The following is a 17998-nucleotide window of genomic DNA, read 5'->3' as shown; positions in this document are numbered from 1 at the left end:
AGCGGGCAGGGCAACCGCTGACACCACCAGGAGCCGCCGATCATGCGAGGCAAGAAGATACTCATCACCGGTGGGACCGGACAGGTCGCCAGGCCCGTCGCCGAAGCGCTCGCCATCGACAACGAGGTGTGGTGCCTGGGCCGGTTCGGCGACCCACACGCCCGCAAGGCACTCCAGGAACTGGGCGTCCACACCGCCGTCTGGGACATGGCCACCGATGACCTGGAGGGCCTGTCGCGCGACTTCACCCATGTGCTGCACTCGGCGGTGCACCGGGGCGACGGCAGGGACTTCGAGGAGACCGCGCGCGTCAACGCTGTCGGCACCGCACGGCTGATGACACACTGCTCCGCCGCCGAGTCGTTCCTGTATGTCTCGTCCGGGGTGGTCTACAACCGAGCCGATCGCACCCACCGGTACCGGGAGAGCGACCCTCTGGGCGGCGCGGCGCCATGGCTGCCGACCTACCCCATCGCCAAGATCACCGCCGAAGGTGTGGTGCGCGGTCTGGCCGAAGCCCTCGAGCTGCCGACGGTGACGGCCCGCCTCAACATCGCGTACGGGCCGTACGGCCACGGCGGTGTGCCGATGATCCTGTTCAACCAGATGCGCGCGGGGCAGCCCTGCGCGGTGCCCCGCGAGGGGCAGAACTACTGCAATCTGCTGCACACCGATGATGTCGTCCGCCAGGTGCCCTTGTTGTGGGACGCGGCACGGGTGCCCGCGCGGGTGGTGAACTGGGGCGGTGACGAGGAGGTCGGCATCACCGATCTGCTGGAGTACATGTCCGCGCTCACCGGAGTGCCGGTTCAGTTGGACCGCGGCGACTACAGCCGGGAAACGGCCGTCTTCGACCACGGTGTCCGCCGCGGTCTGATCGGCGACTGCTCGGTGGACTGGAGGGCCGGGATCGCCCGCACCCTGGCCGACTTGTTCGAGGAGTACCGCGACCGCATCGACGCGTACATGGACGCGCGCGGGGCCGGGACAGCCAAGTGACACCGAGGAGTGGAGAACGAGCATGCGCAGGTCCGCAGATATCGACGCGCTTCAGCATGTGCTGTCCGCCGCCCTCGGGCCAGGCGCGCCCGTGTGCCCCCTGGCCCGACTGGGCCACGACACGGGCTCCTTCGCCGCACTGGATCCCGCGGTGTTCGAGCGCCCCACCCTGATCGGCGGCGGGGCCCCGTACCACCCGAGCAGCCCCGCCCCCACCCCCCACGCCCTCGATGAACTGGTCCGCCGCGCCGAGGAGTTGGACGTGGCCCAGATCCTGGTGCCCCATGTGCGCCGCGGTGATGACACCGGCGCGCTGCGGGCGGCGGGGTTCGTGCCCCTCGCCACCGAGAGCGAGGGCGTCGTCCGGCTGACCGGGGACGTGGACGAGGTCCTACGGGCCCGCGTCGGTGCCGAACGACTCCAGGACCTCCGCCGGCGTGACCTCGCGCTCTCCCGTGAGGCCACCTGGGAGCGGATCCCGCTGAGTGAGCTCGACGGGAGTCCTTGGGCGCGGGACGCCTTCGTCAGGCTCCACCAGCGGCGGGCCGGGCGCGACGGCGGCCACGGCTGCCTCTACAACGCCGAAGCCCTCGACGCCCTGGCACACGGCGCGCTGGCGGACCGCACCGAGATGCTCGTACGCCGTCGCGAGAACACCGTCCTCCAGGCCGGACTCATCGCCATGTCCCACACCGGCCGGGGGATCTACTCCCTCACACAGGCCGTCGCCCACGACGATCCCGCCGTACGGCGCGACCTCCGCGCCGCGACCGTGTACCGGCTGTGCCTCGACGCCCGGCGCTCCGGTCTGGAGTGGGTCCACCTCGGCAGGGGCGATGTCCACCACATGCGCCGCCTCGGAGCCGATCTGTTCATCCCCCTCGACCACTGGCTGCGCGCCCCCGATCTGGTGCCCCCGGAGGACGGGGGAGCGGAACCGGAGCTGTCGGAGTTCGCGGCTCCTCCCGTCACGGGGGTGCCGGTCCCGGGCCCGGCCCGCTTCCGCCACGTGCCGCGGTTCGACACCATCGACCTGTCCAGCAACACCAGCCCGTTCCTGGGGGTCGCGGGCGAGTATCCGCACCTCGATACGACGGAGCTGGCCGCCACCTACCTGAACACCATCTCGACGTTGCCAGGCCACGGTGGCGTCGAGGCGCTGGGGCCGGATCATCTGCTGTTCAGCAGCGGATCGGTGGACGGCGTCATGCTGCTCCTGACGGCGCTGACGTCACCCGGTGAGCGAGTCTGCGTCACACCGCCCACCTTCCCGCTCTACGGCCACTTCGCCCACCTGCTGCGTCTGCCGGTCGTCGAAGTGCCGCTGTACGGCGACGATTTGACCCAGCTGGACACCGAGCGCATCCTGGCGGCCGATCCCCGGGTGACCATCCTGTGCGACCCCAACAACCCCGTCGGCACCAGGCACGATCCCGAGCAGGTACGCGACCTGCTGGTCCGCGGCCGTGGGCTGGTGGTGATCGACGAAGCCTATGTCGAGTTCAGCGAGAATCCCTCGTACGCCGGGCTGATCGGACGGTACGAGAACCTCATCGTGCTCAGGACGCTGTCCAAGGCATGGGGACTGGCCAGTGCGCGCTGCGGAATCGCGCTGGCCCAGCCCGGCATCATCGAGGCGCTGCGGCGGGTGCAGGTGCCCTTCGGGTTCACCAACGCCTCCCAGCACGCCGTGCGGGATCGGCTGACCAACTCGCGGCCGGTGCTCGCCGGTGTCCAGCGCATCCGTGCCGAACGTGACCGGATGGCCTCGGTGCTGGCCGAGCACCCCGCGGTGGCCCGGGTGTTCCCCTCGGAGACCAACTTCCTGTTCGTCCGACTGCACAAGCACGAACGCGTGATGGACCGGCTTCGGGGCGCGGGGATCCTCGTCGCCGACACCGGGCGCGTGATCCCGGACACATGCCGTATCACCATCGGCGACCGGCGCGCTAACACCGCCCTGCTCGAAGCACTCTCCTCCGCCCTGTGAGCCATATCGAGCCCTGTCGTCCAGCCGAAAGGATCCGGTGTCGTGGGTCATCATTCTCACTCCGATCTCCCTTTGTCGAGCACCGTTGTCGCCGAGGGGTTTGCTCGCTGGAGCCCGGAGCTGCGAAAGGAATTCGACAACAATGCCGATAACGGCTGGATCGGCCAGTCGCTGGTACAGGAGACCGATGCGTTGCGCATCTGGGAGACCCACCTCCGACCGGGAGAGCGGATTCCCGTCCATCGGCATGTGCTGGACTACTTCTGGATAGCCCTCACCGGCGGCCGGGCCCGCCAGCACTCAAGCGATGGCACCACTCATGAAATCTCTTATGCCCGTGGACAGTCCCGGCATTTCTGTTGTCCCGAAGGGCGATACCACCTTCACGACCTGAAGAATATCGGCGACGATGTTCTGTCGTTCTTGACCATCGAGACAAAGGGCGGGCCGAACGAGCCCATTCAGCTGCCCGAGGCATGAGGGACGTTCGGCCCGCGGGGCGAGTGCGCCCCGCGGGCCGACGGCTCAGCCAGCCTTCTTGGTGACCACGAACCGGTCGATGACCAGGTAGTCGATTTCGGTGGCGAGGAAGCACTCCACCGCGTCCCGCGGCGAGCAGACGATGGGTTCACCGGCCACGTTGAAGGACGTGTTCAGGAGGCAGGGCACATCCGTCCGTGCCGTGAAGGCGCGCAACAGCCGTGCGAGCGCGGGGTTCTGCCGCTCGTCCACCGTCTGGGCCCGCGCCGTGCCGTCCACGTGACAGGCACCGGGGATCCGCTCCTGGTACTCCTTCCGCACCGGGAAGACAAACGTCATATAGGGGGACGAGGTCTTCTTGCCCATCTCGAAGACGCGCGGGGCCTCGGATTCGAGGATGACGGGCGCGAACGGACGGAAGGGCTCCCGGTGTTTCACCCGGAGATTGATGATGTCCTTGATGTCGGGGAAGGCCGGATTGGCGAGGATGCTGCGGTTGCCCAGGGCGCGCGGTCCGAACTCGCTCCGGCCCTGGAACCAGCCCACGACGTTCTTCCCGGCCAGCAGCTCCGCCGTCCGTTCGGCGACCGAGGCGGCATCGGGCTCCTCCTGCCACTCCACCCGGTCCGCGTACTCCGCCAGCGTCTCCAGGACCTGCCGCTCATCGTAGGAAGGCCCCAGGTAGGGGGTGGTGACCGCGTCGGCGGGCCGATTCCTGAGACCTGCGGCGTACACGGCCGCGCCGATGGCGACCCCCGGATCGCTGGCCCCGAAGCTGACCTCCATACCGGTGAACGGCGACCTCTCCAGCATCTTCGTATTGGCTACGCAGTTCAGCGCCAGGCCACCCTCGAAGAGCAGGTGGTCCAGATCGGAGCGCGCGGTCAGCGTCCGCAGCTGATGCGCGGTGATGGCCTCGACCATGTGCTGTGCCAGCCCGGCGACCTTGACGCGGAAGTCGAACTGCTCGCGCTTCTCGCTGTCGCCGCCGAAGAGGCTGTCGAACAGGGCGTAATACGCTCCTGTGTCCCGGGGGGTGGTGATGGTGTACGAGCCGTTCTCATGCAGCCGCACCACGCGTTCCAGCAGCGGGTTGTGGTGCGGCGGCGGGCCGTACGCGGCCAGGCCCATCACCTTGTACTCATCGTTGTTCGGCACGAACCCCAGGTAGCGGGTGATCCTCCCGAACGCCACGCCCAGCGAGCTGGTCATGGGGACCGAGCTCTCCTCGAACACGCTGACCACGCCGTTCCGCAGCTCGCCCATGACGGCGGACAGGGTCTCCGCCCGGCCGTCGCTCACCAGGAACGCGGCGTCGCCCCCGCCGGCCAGATAGGCGCCGCACATGAGATGGGCCAGATGGTGGGGGACCAGTACGAGCTTGTTGGGATCCAGCTCATAGCCGGTCCGCCGGACGAAGTCGTCGTACACCGCGTCGCGGCTGATCATGCCGTTGTAGAGCTCGCCCGTGCCGCGCAGGGCGTCGAACTTCGCCGTGACCGGCATGTCGGAGTCACATATCTGCGAAATCATCTCCTCGGCCACCGTCGGCGAAAACCGCCAGGGGAAAGCGAAAACGTCCACCTGGTCGAGGTCGACGCCCGCGGAGTTCAGACACCATGTGATCGCGTGGGCCGGAAAATCGGAGGTCTTCTTGACCCGGCTGAGCCGCTCCTCCTCGACCGCCGCGACCACTTCGCCGTCGATCGCCAGAGCCGCCGCGGCATCATGACCCACCAAAAGGTTACGACCGACACCAGTCGCCCCGTAGAGGCGCCCGAAAAGCTCCGCACCTCTGCTGAATCCGTTGTAACCGAGTACGATCACAGGCTCTCAGCCCCCTCAGTACTACAGTATCGACGGGAGAACAGGCTACTCGGCGTGGATACTTGAGGGATAGGCGTGATACACAAGCAAATTGCGGTTTGCCTTCGCCGGCTGAGGGCGCCTCGGGGAGAATTCCGCGTCGAATGCCGGTGGGCCAGGAAACCAGGGGCGGACGCCGCCATCGTTACGTATGCTTTTGGGCATGTTGAGGTTGGAGCGGCTGAGGGCCGACCATGCACCGGCCCTGTTGGCCTTCGAACGTGAGAACCGGGAGTACTTCGCTCGGACCGTTCCCGACCGCGGGGACGCGTACTTCGTGGAGTTCGCTTCCCGTCACCGTGCCCTGCTCGCCGAGCAGGACGCCGGGGTGTGTCATTTCCATGTCGTCGTGGACGACGAGGGGGAGCTGATCGGCCGCGTCAATCTCATGGACGTCGAGGACGGGGACGCCGAACTCGGCTACCGGATCGGCGAGCGGACAGCGGGCCGGGGGGTGGCAACCGCGGCGGTCGAGGAGATGTGCCGGATGGCCGCCACGGAGTACCGGCTCGACTCCCTCACCGCGGTCACCACCCTCGACAATGTGGCCTCCATGACCGTGCTCGGCCGCAATGGCTTCACCCTCGTGGGAGACGTCACAGTTGGTGGACGCCCCGGTGTGCGGTACCGCCGCGGACTCGTCGCGGCCCGCTGATCCCTGGACGGTTCGGCGCGTCCCCTCGGATGCGGCAGCCGTCGAGCAGGACCGCGCCTCCGAAGGCGCTGATGCCCATTCAGCTGCCCCGGTACTCGGTGCAGGCGTCGAGCAGCCAGGTGGCCAGATAGGAGGCGAACGACGCGCGGACCAGCAGCCAGACGCTGGACGCTCCTTCGCCTCGCACCACGAGGGTGATCGGGGCCTGGGCCAGCAGCGTGGTCAGGCAGGAGCCGACCGGTGTCACCCGCGGGTCCAGATCGATGGCACAGCCCCGCGCCAGTACCTCGCGTACGAGATGCCCGGACAGGGCCAGCGTGGTGCGCTGCGCCGAGACGTCGGTGACAGTGGCGAACTCGTCCCCGATGGCGGATCGCAGCCGCGCGAGGAGATCGTGCCGGCTGTCCTCGGGAGCCACCAGCAGCCATTCGTCCGGGCCCATCCACAGCACCTCGACGTCCTTTGACACCTCGGCGCGCAGGGGGCCCGGCAGCGTGATATCCAGCGAAGCCTCGATGGACCTCGCCGCGGTGCTGCCGGGCTCAGCTCGAAGGGTGAGCTGGGTCGGGCAGGGCAGCTCCCGGACCCGCACTCCGGTCGGCAGCTGCGCGAAGCTGTCCCGCCACTGGGACAGCGGGCTGAAGCGAGCGGGCGTCTCAACCGTCACGGCGAGTTCCCTCCTTGTCGAAGAGCACGGGCTCGGTCACGGTCACCGGTACGGTCCGGCCGTCCAGCGGGACGTAGAGGGTCTCGCCGATGCGCTGGGTTCCCGAGCGCACCAGAGCCAGGGCGAACGTCCGTCGCAGGGCGTCACTGCGGTAGCTGGACGTGATGTGGCCGAGCATGGGTACCGGTGGCGCCGGGATCTCGCTGGTGGCGATGATCTGGGCGCCTTCGGGCAGCAGGACCCGCTCGTCGGCCGGCAGCAGGCCCACGAGCTGCTTGCGGTCGCCGCGCTGGTTCTCCGCACGGGCGAAGGACCGCTTGCCGACGAAGTCCGGCTTCTTCTTGGACACGACCCACGACATGCCCAGGTCCTGCGGGGTGACGGTGCCGTCGGTGTCCTGCCCGATGATCGGGTACGCCTTCTCCGCGCGCAGTACATGCATCGTCTCGGTGCCGTACGGCGTGATGCCGAACGCGCCACCGGCCGTGTGCAGGGCCTGCCACACCGTGATGCCGTCCCACGCGGGCACATTGATCTCGTAGGCGAGTTCACCGGAGAAACTGATCCGGCACACACGCGCCGCCACCCCGGCGACGGTGGCATCCCGCCAGGACATGAACGGAAAGGCGTCCTTGCCGACGTCCAGGCCCGGGGCGACCAGGGCCAGCACATCGCGGGAGCGGGGACCGACCAGAGGGATCGTCACCCAGTGCTCGGTGACGGAGGTGAGGTGCACGCGCAGGTCGGGCCACTCCGTCTGGAGCCACTCCTCCATCCACGCGAGGACCTTGGCCGCGTTGCCGGTCGTCGTGGTCAGCAGGAACTCCCGCTCGGCCACACGGATCACGGTGCCGTCGTCGATGGCCATGCCGTCGACGCCGCACATCACCCCGTAGCGGATCCGGCCCACCTTGAGGGTGCTCATCATGTTCGTGTAGAGCCGGTCCAGCAGTACGCCCGCGTCCGGGCCCTGCACATTGATCTTGCCGAGTGTGGAGCCGTCCATCATCGCGACGCCGGTGCGAGCCGCCCGGCACTCGCGCAGTACCGCCTCGTCCATGGTCTCGTCGGCCCGGGGGTAGTACCAGGGACGCTTCCACTGGCCGACGTCCTCGAACAGGGCGCCGTGCTCGACGTGCCAGGGGTGCAGCGCGGTCACCCTGATGGGGTCGAACAGGTCGCCGCGGTTACGGCCCGCGAGGGCGGCGAAGGCCACCGGCAGCGCGGGCGGACGCGAGCGTGTGGTGCCGAGGTCGGCGACGTCCACCCCGAGGGCCTCGGCGACGATGCCCGAGGTCATCACGCCCGATGTGCGGCCCTGGTCGTGGGCGGTGCCGATCGTGGTGTAGCGCTTGACGTGTTCCACGGACCGCAGACCCGCTCCGGTCGCCCGCAGCACATCGGAGACGAGGGCGTCCCGCTGCAAGTCGACGAACTGCTTCGCGCCGTCCTGATCGTCCTGCGGACTCGGGACCCGCCAGAGCACTTGGGCGGGCGCCGCGTCCGGGAGCGGAGCGGGGCTCGGCAGGGCGGTCGTCCGGTAGGTCCTGCCGATGGCCGACAGGGCCCGCCGGGCGGCGTCCACACCGTCGGCGAGAGCGCCGGCCAGCGTGAACGTACCGCTCGCCGATCCCGCCGTACGGACGCCGTCCAGCGCATGCGCGGGGACGAACGCTCCGATTCCGGCGTCGTAGCGCAGGGTGCCGCGGGCCTGGCTGAACAGGGCCACCGCGGGGTTCCAGCCGCCGGAGACCAGCAGCAGATCGCAGCCGATGCCCTGCCGCTCGCCGAGGCGTCCCCGGCCGAAGGCGGCGACATGGGCACGGGTGACGCGCTCGACACCGCTGGTGCCGGTGACCACGTGGCCCGCGCGGACGTCGATGCCACGTTCGTCGCAGGCGACGCGCCAGTGCTCCGGCACCTCCTCGCGCGCGTCGATCACCGCGGCGATCCGGATGCCCGCGTCGGCCAGTTCGAGTGCGGCCGGGTAGGCGCTGTCGTTGGTGGTGAACACGACGGCCCGCCGTCCGGGCAGGACGCCGAAGCGGTTCAGGTAGGTGCGGGCGGAGCCGGCCAGCATGATGCCGGGGCGGTCGTTGTTGTCGAAGGCGACCGGACGCTCGTAGGCGCCGGTGGCGTACACGACCTGCTTGGCGCGGATGCGCCAGACCCGTTGTCGCGAGATGTGGGCGGGCGCCATGGCACCGAGGTGGTCCGTGCGCTTCTCCAGGGCCAGGACGAGCCCGTCGTCATAGTGGCCGAAGGCGGTGGTGCGCCTCAGCACCTGCACGTCGGCGTGGGCGTCGAGTTCGGCGGCGACCTCGTCGGCCCATACGGTCGCCGGTGCGCCGTCCAGCAGTTCCTGGCCGCCGAGCAGCGACCCGCCGGGCCGCGGGAGTTCGTCGATGAGGATCACGCGGGCGCCGGCCCGGGCGGCCGCCAGCGTGGTGGCCAGCCCTGCCGGGCCCGCGCCGACGACCAGCAGGTCGCAGTGGGCGTGCATGGTGTCGTAGCGGGCCGGGTCCGAGCGGTTGCTCAGCCGGCCCTGGCCGGACAGGCCCCGCGCGACGAGGCCGTCGTACAGCTCCACGGTGGTGGCCGTGAGCATGGGCTCGGGGAAGGGCGCCTCGATCTGCACGAGCGCGTTGGGCTCTTCGGCTCCCGCGGCCAGGACGCCGCGCGGGCGTCCGTACTTGATGCTGCCGGCCACGCGGTGCACGCCGTTGGCCAGCAGGGCCGAGGCGAGGGTGTCGCCGGGGTGTCCGGTGTGGGCGATGCCGTCGAAGGTGAAGGACAGGGTGGTGTCGCGGTCGACATGACCGTGGCCGTGGGCGCGGAACGGCGTGTTCATCGGCTGGCCTCCTGATCCTTCCGCCGCGGTGCGGCGGGTGCGGCGCTCGTGGTGGGAGGGTGCTTCGCGCGGGCGTCGTAGACCGCGAGGAACTCGTGGGTGACGGTGTCGCGCAGGGCGTTGAACCAGCGCCGGCAGCCCGCCGCATGCACCCAGCGCTCGGCGAACGGACCCTTGGTGTTGTCGCGGAAGAAGACGTACTGGGCCCACTGCTCGTCATCGAGCGCGTAGGGGTCGTGGGGGTAGGCGACGTGTGCCTGACCGCCGTAGTGGAATTCGTTCTCCTCGCGCTCACCGCACCAGGGGCAGGCTATGAGCTGCATGACGATCTCCTCGCTGGAGCGGTGGTCAGTGGGCGACGGCGGCCGCGCCGTGTTCGTCGACCAGGGCGCCGGTGGTGAAGCGGTCGAGCGTGAAGGGCGCGTTGTAGGGGTGGGGTTCGCCGGTGGCGATGGTGTGCGCGTAACACCAGCCGACGCCCGGTGTGGCCTTGAAACCGCCGGTGCCCCAGCCGCAGTTGAGGTAGAGGTCCTCGACGGGGGTCAGGCCGACGATGGGGGAGGCGTCCGGGGTGACGTCGACGATGCCGGCCCAGGTGCGCAGCATGTGGGCGCGTGCGAAGACGGGGAAGAGCTCCAGGGCGGCGGCCATCTGGCGCTCCAGGATGTGGAACGCGCCGCGCTGTCCGTAGCCGTTGTAGCTGTCGATGCCGGCGCCCATGACGAGCTCGCCCTTGTGGGCCTGGGAGACGTACACATGCACGGCGTTCGACATCACCACGGTCGGGTGCACCGGTTCGAGGAGCTCCGAGACCAGGGCCTGAAGCGGATGGCTCTGGAGCGGCAGCCGCAGGCCCGCCATGGAAGCCAGCACGGAGGAGTGCCCGGCGCCCGCGAGCGCGACCTTTCCTGCGGCGATGGGGCCCCGTGTGGTCCGCACGCCTCGTATGCGGCCGCCCTGGATGTCGAGGCCGGTGACCTCGCAGTCCTGGATCAGATCGATGCCGTGGACATCGGCCCTGCGGGCGAAGCCCCACGCCACGTAGTCGTGCTTGGCGATGCCCGCGCGCGGCTGGTAGGTGGCGCCGAGCACCGGATAGCGCACATCGGGGGAGACGTTGACGATGGGACAGACCTTGGCGACCTCGTCCGGCTCCAGCCACTCGGCGTCGATGCCGTTGAGCTGGTTGGCGTGGACACGGCGCTTGCTGTCGCGGATGTCCTGAAGGCTGTGGGCGAGGTTGAGCACGCCGCGCTGGCTGAAGAGGATCGGGTAGTCGAGATCCTCTTCCAGGGTCTCCCACAGTTTCAGCGAGTGCTCGTAGATGCCCGAGCTCTCGTCCCACAGGTAGTTGGAGCGGATGATGGTGGTGTTGCGGGCCATGTTGCCGCCCGCGAGCCAGCCCTTCTCCAGGACGGCGACATTGGTGATGCCGTGGTTCTTGGCCAGGTAGTAGGCGGTGGCCAGGCCGTGCCCGCCGCCGCCCACGATCACGACGTCGTACGACCGCCTCGGTTCGGGGTTGCGCCACAGGAAGTCGGGGTGATCCGGCAGGGCGTCGCCGGGCCCGGCGTCGGGGTGCGAAGCTCGGTTGAGGGTGGTGGCGGGAGACGGGCGGGCGGGAGCGTTGTCGCGCGGGGGCGTCATTGGGCAGCCTCCTGGGCCACGGGCCGCGGATCGACGGGGTAGAGCGGGAAGCGGTCGGTCAGGACCTGGACGCGGCGGCGAAGCGCGGCGGCGACCTGGTCGTCGAAGCCGGGCAGGAACGCCGTGGCGACGATGTCCGCGACCTCCGTGAACTCCTCCGCCCCGAAGCCGCGGGCGGCCAGGGCGGGGGTGCCGATCCGGACACCGGAGCTGACCATGGGCGGGCGGGGGTCGAAGGGGACGGCGTTGCGGTTGACGGTGATGCCGACCTGATGCAGCCGGTCCTCGGCCTGCTTGCCGTCCAGCTCGGAGTCGCGTAGGTCCACCAGGACCAGGTGCACATCGGTGCCCCCGGTCAGCACGCTGACCCCGGCCGCCTTCGTGTCCCCGGCCAGCAGCCGCTCGGCCAGGATCGCCGCTCCCTCCAGGGTGCGGCGCTGGCGGCCCGCGAACTCGGGCTGGGCGGCCATCTTGAACGCGACGGCCTTCGCCGCGATGACGTGTTCGAGGGGACCGCCCTGCTGGCCCGGGAAGACTGAGGAGTTGATCTTCTTGGCCAGCTCGGCGGTGGAGAGGATCACACCGCCGCGGGGGCCGCCCAGCGTCTTGTGGGTGGTGGTGGTCACGACGTGAGCGTGCGGCACGGGGGAGGGGTGCAGTCCGGCGGCGACCAGCCCCGCGAAGTGGGCCATGTCGACCATCAGGTAGGCGCCCACCTCGTCCGCTATGCGGCGGAACTCCGCGAAGTCCAGGTGGCGGGGGTAGGCCGACCAGCCGGCCACGATCAGCTTCGGCCGGTGCTCATGGGCGAGTGCGCGGACCCGCTCCACGTCGACGCGGTGGTCGCGTTCGCCTACCTGATAGGCCGCCACCTGGTACAGGCGCCCGGAGAAGTTGAGGCGCATGCCGTGGGTGAGGTGGCCGCCGTGGGCCAGGTCCAGCCCGAGAATCGTGTCGCCGGGCTTCAGCAGGGCGGCCATGACCGCCGCGTTGGCCTGCGCGCCCGAGTGGGGCTGCACATTGGCGGCCTCGGCTCCGAACAGTCGCTTGATGCGGTCGATGGCGATCTGCTCGATGGTGTCGATGTGCTCGCAGCCGCCGTAGTAGCGGCGGCCCGGGTAGCCCTCGGCGTACTTGTTGGTCAGGACCGAGCCCTGGGCCTGCATGACCGCGAGCGGTGCGAAGTTCTCGCTCGCGATCATCTCCAGGGTGTCGCGCTGGCGGGCGAGCTCCGCGTCGATCGCCGTGGCGATCTCCGGGTCGAAGTCCGCGAGCTGGGCGTCGAGAACCGAGCGGTGGGCGGCTCGCTGGGCGGGGGTGTGGGCAGTCATGAGAACTCCCTGAGGAGCAACTAAAAGGCGACTGATATATCAACCTGCTGTTGCGATACGCTAAGAGCACGCTTCGGCTCGCGTCAAGAGAGGGGTTTCGGGTGACCGCGTCGACCGTCGCCGGTCAGGGCGATGGAACCCTGGCCGATCGGGCCTATCGCTCCATCTCGGACCGTCTTGTGACTCTCCGGATCCGCCCCGGAGAGCCGATCAACGATGAGCGGATCGCCGCCGAACTCGGCTTCGGGCGCACTCCGGTCCGTGAGGCCCTCAAGCGGCTGGAGCACGAGCGCCTCATCGTCGCCTACCCGCGGCGCGGAACCTTCGCCACCGAGGTGCAGATCGCCGATCTCGGACACATCTCGGAAGTCCGTGAGCAACTCGAGCCCCTCGCCGCGGGCTTGGCCGCCCGACGCGCCGGCCGGGCCGATCGCGGTGACCTCGAGCGGCTGCTGGTGCGGCTGGCGAAGGTGTCCGGCGGCGGCACGGAACTGATCCGGCTCGATATGGCCGTGCACCGCGCCATCTACGCCGCGACCCGGAATCCCTACCTTGAGGACACCCTGATCAGGTACGACAACCTGGCCACGCGGATCTGGTGCCTGTTCCTCGACCGGCTGCCGGGCCTGGCGGGCCATGTGCACGAGCACGGGCCCCTGCTGCGCGCCGTCATCGACGGCGATGCGGAGAAGGCCGCCACTCTCGCCGCCGGACACGTCGAAGGGTTCGAGGCGGCGATCCGCGGCGTCATCTGACCCACGACCCGGTCGAAGAGGTCGTGCCCGCCGGTGCCCTTCGCCGTGCGGCCGGTGAGTCCGCCGTGTCGGGGTGCCGCGCCCCGCGGTTCCCCCGGGCGCGTGCCGGTCGTCGCGCAGACCGGTGCGCTGAGCACCGGGGAAGCGGTCGAACTCTCCCGCCACGCACAGGCCGCCGGGGCCTCGGTGCTGATGGTGGTCACCCCGTACTACGAGCCGCTCACGTTCGACGAGACGCCGCGCTATCTGCGTACCGTCGCGGACGCCGTGGACATCCGGATCGTGGTAACGCACCGGGTCGCCTGGGGCGCTGGTGGTGGGACCGTATTCAGCGGACGGGATCCGGGCCCGCTGCCGTCACTCCATGCGGGCGTAATGTGTCTATATGGGTGATGTCCGGTGCCAATGGTGCGATGCATCGCTACCGGATCAGGTCGGCCGCAACCGGCGGTATTGCAGCCCGGCTCACCGACAGGCGGCCTGGCGGGCGCGGCATCGATGGTCGGCGGCGGCCCAGACGCGGCAGGCGATGATGCTCGCGGGTGTGGACCTGCTGGCCCGAGTTCAGGCGGTGGCGCGGCAGACGGGTGATCCGGCCCCGGAGCGGGAGGCCGCGGTGGGCTGTCACTGTGACGCGGTGGCGGAGGTCCCCGGGCTGGCCGAGCGGTTGGTGCGGTACGCGGTGCTCGCCGATCGGCAGGCCGGAGCCGGCTGGGCACGGATCGGCGCCGCCCTGGGGACCAGTGGCGAGGCGGCCAGGCGCCGCTTCGGGCATGTGCGGGATCTCTCGGGGGAGGATCGGGGGCCGCGCGATGACGCCACGTCCGCTGTCTGCTCCGGTATGGAGTTCCTGGATACGATCCTGCGTCAGGCGGTACGGGAAACAGGCGCGTCCGCGGGCATGGTGTACCTGCTGTCGCCGTCCGGGCAGGTGCTGCGGCTGGCCACCATGACCGGAGTGCCATCCAAGGTCACCGCACTGTGGGAACGGCTGCTGCTTCCGGCTTCGGGTCCGGTGGCGGACGCGGTGCGGGAACGGCGCCTGGTGTGGCTCGCCAGCCAGGCGGCGCTGGTGCGCCGCTACCCGAGGGCAGCGCTGGTATTGCCCTACCCCGTGGCGCTGGCCGCCGCACCGGTCACCTCCGGCGCCCCTGTTCGGGGCGGACTGGTGCTGCTGTGGCCCGAATCGCGCCCATCGCACCTGAGCGCGCAGGAGCGCGCGGTGATCCGCTCCACCTGCGACCGTACGGGTGCGTTCCTCCAGCACGCCGCCGAGGACGGACACCCGATATCACCCGAGGAGCCGCATATGGCGGACCCACCGCGGGCCCGGACCGGCGCGCGGACCGCGGTGGACTTCGGCGACCGCCCCGCGGAGGGCTGTTGTGTGCTGGACGCGGAGGGCCGGATCGCCTTCATCAGCGCCACCGCCGCCGACCTGGTCGGTGGCGGCGTCCCGGAGCTGCTCGGTGCACCGCTGTGGGAGGCACTGCCATGGCTGGACGACCCGGTCTTCGAAGACCGCTACCGGGCCGCGGTGCTCGGCCGCCGGCCCACGTCCTTCACCGCCCTGCGCCCACCGGACCGGTGGTTGTCCTTCCAGCTCCGTCCGGACGCCTCCGGCGTCAGCGTGCGCGTTTCCCCCACCGAGCGCACCACCCCGGTGGACCACCCGGGGCCGGGGCACGGAGCGGGCACCGCCACACCGGCGCGGGCCGGCACGCTGTACGACCTGATGCATGTGGCCGGTGCGCTCACCAAGGCCGTCAGCGTGCGGGACGTGGTCGAGCTGACCGCCGACCTGGTCCTGCCGGCCTTCGGCGCCCAGGGCTTCGTCCTGTCCGTCGCCGAGGGCGACCGGTTGCGTGTCGTCGGCCACCGTGGCTACTCGGCCAAGGTCATCAGCGCCCTCGACCTCCCGCCCTTCCGGGACGAGTCGGCCCCTACCGTGCGCGCGGTGACCATGGGAGTACCCCTCTTCTTCGCCTCCCGCCGCGAAATGGCACAGCTCGCCCCCGAGATCCCACGGCTGACCAAGCGGGCGGCCTGGGCCTTCCTGCCGCTACTGGCCTCCAGCCGCCCGGTCGGCTGCTGCGTGGTCTCCTACGACCAGCCCCACGACTTCACCCCCGACGAACGCGCCGTTCTGACCTCTCTCGCCGGACTGATCGCCCAGGCCCTCGATCGCGCCCGCCTCTACGACGCCGAGCACCAGCTCGCCCGTAGTTTGCAGAGCGGCCTGCTCCCCGCCACCCTCCCCACCGTGCCCGGACTGGAGGTGGCGGCCCGCTATCTGCCCACGGCGTGCGGCATGGACATCGGCGGGGACTTCTACGACCTCATCCGCTGCGACGCCACCACCGTCGCCGCGGCCATCGGCGACGTCCAAGGCCACAGCGTCAACGCCGCCGTCCTCATGGGGCAGGTCCGCACCGCCGTCCACGCCACCGCCGGCGCGCCTCCCGGCGAAGTCCTGGCCCGCACCAACCGCCTGCTCACCGACCTCGACCCCGGGCTGTTCACCAGCTGTCTCTACGCCCATATCGACCTGGCACACCACCTTGCCCACCTGGCCACCGCCGGTCATCTGCCCCCACTCCTGCGCCATCCCGACGGGCACACCGAGGTCCTCCATCTGCCACCCGGCCTCCTGCTGGGCATCGATCCCGACGCCGACTACCCGGCCACCGAGATCCCCCTGCCGCCCGGCGCCGTGCTGGCCCTCTACACCGACGGCCTCGTCGAAAGTCCCGACGTCGACCTCGACGACGCGACCGCCAACCTCGCCGACCAGCTCGCACAGGCCCAGGACCAGCCCATGGCCACCCTCGCCGACACCCTCATCCACCACGACCCGCACACCGATCCCCGCAGCGATGACATCGCCCTGCTCCTGCTCCACCCACAACCGGATCGCGGATGACATAGCCTCCGCGCCCAGCGGACGTGTGGCCCGTGCCCGGGGGCTGGGACGTTCGTCGTCCAGGACGCATCGCGCGATGCGGCCCAGCGATGTCTTCGCGGGTCACTCCGTGGCTTCTCCGCCGTGCTCGGTCTCGCGCGCCGGGTGTTCGTGGTCCTCGATCCGCTTCAGCGGGCGTACCGCCGGCCCCTGGAGGACACTGCCGTCGACGGCGAACCGTGAGCCGTGGCAGGGGCATTCCCAGGTCCGCTCGGCGTCGTTGAACCGCACCAGGCAGCCCAGATGGGTGCAGCGGGCGGACAGCGAACGCAACCGGCCCTTCTCGTCACGGTGGACGGCCCGCTGCCGGCCACCGAGGCGGACGACCGCCCCGTCGCCGGGCGGGATGTCCCGTTCCGCGTCGGCGCCGTCGCCGGACAGCCGGTCGCCGATGAAGTGGCGCGCGGCCGTGGCCTGGACGCGCAGCAGCGCGGGCGCCTCGCGCACCGGATTCAGCCGTCGCGGATCGTACAGGCTCTCCCAGGGCAGGGGCCGTCCCGTGAGTCGCGCGGCCAGCAGCCTGCCAGCGAGTACGCCACCGGTCATGCCCCACCCGGCGAACCCCGTGGCCACGAAGGCGTGGCGGGAGGCGGGGTGCAGTGGGCCCACATAGGGCACGTGGTCGGTGGTCCAGTTGTCCTGCGCCGCCCAGCGGAAGGCGGGTTCGGCGTCGGGGAAGCGGTCCCGCGTCCAGTCCATCAGCCGCTCATAGCGCCGCTCGACATCACCGCCGCCGGGGGTGAACTTCTCCCCGGTGACGATGAGCAACCGCTGCCCCTGCCCATACGGCGCGGTGCGCACCGAGCGGGTGCCGTCCTCGGGCGTGAGGTACATACCGCGCGGGGCGCGGTCGGAGCGGAGCACCGCGGCGACGACCAGCTCACGCCGCACTTCCAGCCGGGGGAAGAGCAGGGCCCGGTCGAAGACCGGGTAGGCCGTGGCGACCACCACGTCCCGGGCGCGCACCCGCGCTCCGCGGTCGGTGGTGAGACGACACGGATGGCCTTCGGCGAGACTCACCACCCGCGAGCGCTCGAAGACCAGACCTCCCCGCGCGATCAGGTCCGCCACCAGCGCCAGCAGGTACTTCCGGGGGTGGAACTGCGCCTGGCCCGCCACCTCGACCGCCCCCGCGACGGGGAAGGGCAGATCGGTGGCGGTGGTGAACGTGGCGTCCAGCCCAGCCTCCGCGGCGGCCCCCGCCTCGGCCCGCACCTTCGCCAGGGCCTCCTCGCCCTCGGCGTAGGTGGCGGCGGGCGCCTCCTCCAGATCGCAGTCGATCCCCAGCTCGGCGGTCACCTCCCTTACCCGGTCGATGGCATCGGTCTGCGAGCGGGCGTAGCGCCGGGCCGCCTCCTCACCCCGCGCCGCCCGGATGTCCTGGTACGCGAGCCCCTGGAGGGCCGAGAGCTTGGCCGTGGTGTGGCCGGTGGCCCCGGCGGCCAGCCGGTCCGCCTCCACCAGCGCCACCCGGCGTCCGGCGCGCGCCAGCTCCCAAGCCGTGCAGATGCCCGCGATGCCCCCGCCCACCACGGCGACCTCGACATCGGGAGCGGTGCCCTCCCAGCCCGGCTCCAGGGCCGGGTAGGAGGCTCCCGGCGCTGATGACATCCAGTACGACGAGGGCGCGTACCCGGTGGGAAGACTCGTCATCGTCGGCTCCTCTCCCGATCCGCTTCCCGGCCGCGATCCCCTCCCGGGTGCCCCGATACCGATCGGCTACCGCGCTGAAGGGCGGGAGGCGGCGTGGCGGCCGTCGAGTCACCGGTTTCCACCACCGGCCGACCGGGTCCGC

Annotated in this window: 12 protein-coding genes and 1 pseudogene; 7 read left to right on the top strand and 6 right to left on the bottom strand. The window is 70.5% G+C overall.

The window, feature by feature from the left end; genetic code table 11:
* Nucleotides 1-42 precede the first annotated feature (42 nt).
* From AB0E24_RS06920 to AB0E24_RS06910, 3 genes are read left to right on the top strand one after another with little or no spacing between them, the layout of a single operon-like run.
* Complete coding sequence (locus tag AB0E24_RS06920) at nucleotides 43-999, top strand: NAD-dependent epimerase/dehydratase family protein (protein WP_359375194.1); 957 nt, start codon at nucleotides 43-45, stop codon at nucleotides 997-999.
* Nucleotides 1000-1021: 22 nt separating this feature from the next.
* A complete protein-coding gene (locus AB0E24_RS06915; RefSeq protein ID WP_359375192.1) occupies nucleotides 1022-2989 on the top strand; it encodes an aminotransferase class I/II-fold pyridoxal phosphate-dependent enzyme in 1968 nt (655 codons plus the stop codon).
* Nucleotides 2990-3031: 42 nt separating this feature from the next.
* Nucleotides 3032-3469 carry a cupin domain-containing protein gene (locus tag AB0E24_RS06910; protein WP_359375190.1) on the top strand — a complete coding sequence of 146 codons (438 nt, stop codon included), beginning with the start codon at nucleotides 3032-3034 and terminating at the stop codon, nucleotides 3467-3469.
* Between the two features lie 45 nt (nucleotides 3470-3514).
* On the opposite strand, the gene AB0E24_RS06905 is transcribed toward AB0E24_RS06910, so the two are convergent.
* A complete protein-coding gene (locus tag AB0E24_RS06905) occupies nucleotides 3515-5296 on the bottom strand; it encodes a carbamoyltransferase family protein (protein ID WP_359375188.1) in 1782 nt (593 codons plus the stop codon).
* 202 nt (nucleotides 5297-5498) lie between these two features.
* Here AB0E24_RS06905 and AB0E24_RS06900 point away from each other — a divergent pair, with 202 nt between their 5' ends.
* A complete protein-coding gene (locus tag AB0E24_RS06900; protein ID WP_359375186.1) occupies nucleotides 5499-5990 on the top strand; it encodes a GNAT family N-acetyltransferase in 492 nt (163 codons plus the stop codon).
* A gap of 79 nt (nucleotides 5991-6069) precedes the next feature.
* Here AB0E24_RS06900 and AB0E24_RS06895 read toward each other — a convergent pair whose 3' ends face one another.
* From AB0E24_RS06895 to glyA, 4 genes and pseudogenes are all read right to left on the bottom strand, one after another.
* A complete protein-coding gene (locus tag AB0E24_RS06895) occupies nucleotides 6070-6657 on the bottom strand; it encodes a sarcosine oxidase subunit gamma (RefSeq protein ID WP_359375184.1) in 588 nt (195 codons plus the stop codon).
* Nucleotides 6647-9831: pseudogene (locus AB0E24_RS06890) on the bottom strand (sarcosine oxidase subunit delta family protein). The gene AB0E24_RS06895 and the pseudogene AB0E24_RS06890 overlap by 11 nt, the downstream one beginning before the upstream one ends.
* 25 nt (nucleotides 9832-9856) lie before the next feature.
* On the bottom strand, nucleotides 9857-11155 hold the full coding sequence (locus tag AB0E24_RS06880; RefSeq protein WP_359375178.1) for a sarcosine oxidase subunit beta family protein: 1299 nt from the start codon (nucleotides 11153-11155) through the stop codon (nucleotides 9857-9859).
* A complete protein-coding gene (glyA, locus tag AB0E24_RS06875; protein ID WP_359375176.1) occupies nucleotides 11152-12486 on the bottom strand; it encodes a serine hydroxymethyltransferase in 1335 nt (444 codons plus the stop codon). The genes AB0E24_RS06880 and glyA overlap by 4 nt, the downstream gene beginning before the upstream one ends.
* 101 nt (nucleotides 12487-12587) lie before the next feature.
* Here glyA and AB0E24_RS06870 point away from each other — a divergent pair, with 101 nt between their 5' ends.
* The 3 genes from AB0E24_RS06870 to AB0E24_RS06860 all read left to right on the top strand — a co-directional run bounded on the left by AB0E24_RS06870 (nucleotide 12588) and on the right by AB0E24_RS06860 (nucleotide 16164).
* A complete protein-coding gene (locus tag AB0E24_RS06870; RefSeq protein ID WP_174882395.1) occupies nucleotides 12588-13241 on the top strand; it encodes a GntR family transcriptional regulator in 654 nt (217 codons plus the stop codon).
* Nucleotides 13242-13343: 102 nt separating this feature from the next.
* On the top strand, nucleotides 13344-13634 hold the full coding sequence (locus AB0E24_RS06865) for a dihydrodipicolinate synthase family protein (protein WP_359375173.1): 291 nt from the start codon (nucleotides 13344-13346) through the stop codon (nucleotides 13632-13634).
* A 448-nt stretch (nucleotides 13635-14082) separates the two neighbouring features.
* Nucleotides 14083-16164, top strand: a complete 2082-nt coding sequence (locus AB0E24_RS06860) for a SpoIIE family protein phosphatase (RefSeq protein WP_359375276.1) — start codon at nucleotides 14083-14085, stop codon at nucleotides 16162-16164.
* 102 nt (nucleotides 16165-16266) lie between these two features.
* On the opposite strand, the gene AB0E24_RS06855 is transcribed toward AB0E24_RS06860, so the two are convergent.
* Entirely contained in the window at nucleotides 16267-17856 is a 1590-nt protein-coding gene (locus tag AB0E24_RS06855) for an FAD-dependent oxidoreductase (protein ID WP_359375171.1), read from the bottom strand.
* Nucleotides 17857-17998: the final 142 nt, after the last annotated feature.

Origin of the sequence: Streptomyces malaysiensis subsp. malaysiensis, assembly GCF_040653035.1 — a bacterium.
Taxonomy (GTDB): Bacteria; Actinomycetota; Actinomycetes; order Streptomycetales; family Streptomycetaceae; genus Streptomyces; species Streptomyces malaysiensis.
The sequence above is the reverse complement of the archived record's forward strand: the minus strand, read 5'-3'. Positions and strand labels throughout refer to the sequence as shown.

Coding starts and splice junctions, on each gene's coding strand:
- glyA (WP_359375176.1), bottom strand. CDS start 12,486: ATGACTGCCCACACCCCCGCCCAGCGAGCCGCCCACCGCTCGGTTCTC.
- AB0E24_RS06880 (WP_359375178.1), bottom strand. CDS start 11,155: ATGACGCCCCCGCGCGACAACGCTCCCGCCCGCCCGTCTCCCGCCACC.
- AB0E24_RS06920 (WP_359375194.1), top strand. CDS start 43: ATGCGAGGCAAGAAGATACTCATCACCGGTGGGACCGGACAGGTCGCC.
- AB0E24_RS06855 (WP_359375171.1), bottom strand. CDS start 17,856: ATGACGAGTCTTCCCACCGGGTACGCGCCCTCGTCGTACTGGATGTCA.
- AB0E24_RS06900 (WP_359375186.1), top strand. CDS start 5,499: ATGTTGAGGTTGGAGCGGCTGAGGGCCGACCATGCACCGGCCCTGTTG.
- AB0E24_RS06915 (WP_359375192.1), top strand. CDS start 1,022: ATGCGCAGGTCCGCAGATATCGACGCGCTTCAGCATGTGCTGTCCGCC.
- AB0E24_RS06860 (WP_359375276.1), top strand. CDS start 14,083: ATGGAGTTCCTGGATACGATCCTGCGTCAGGCGGTACGGGAAACAGGC.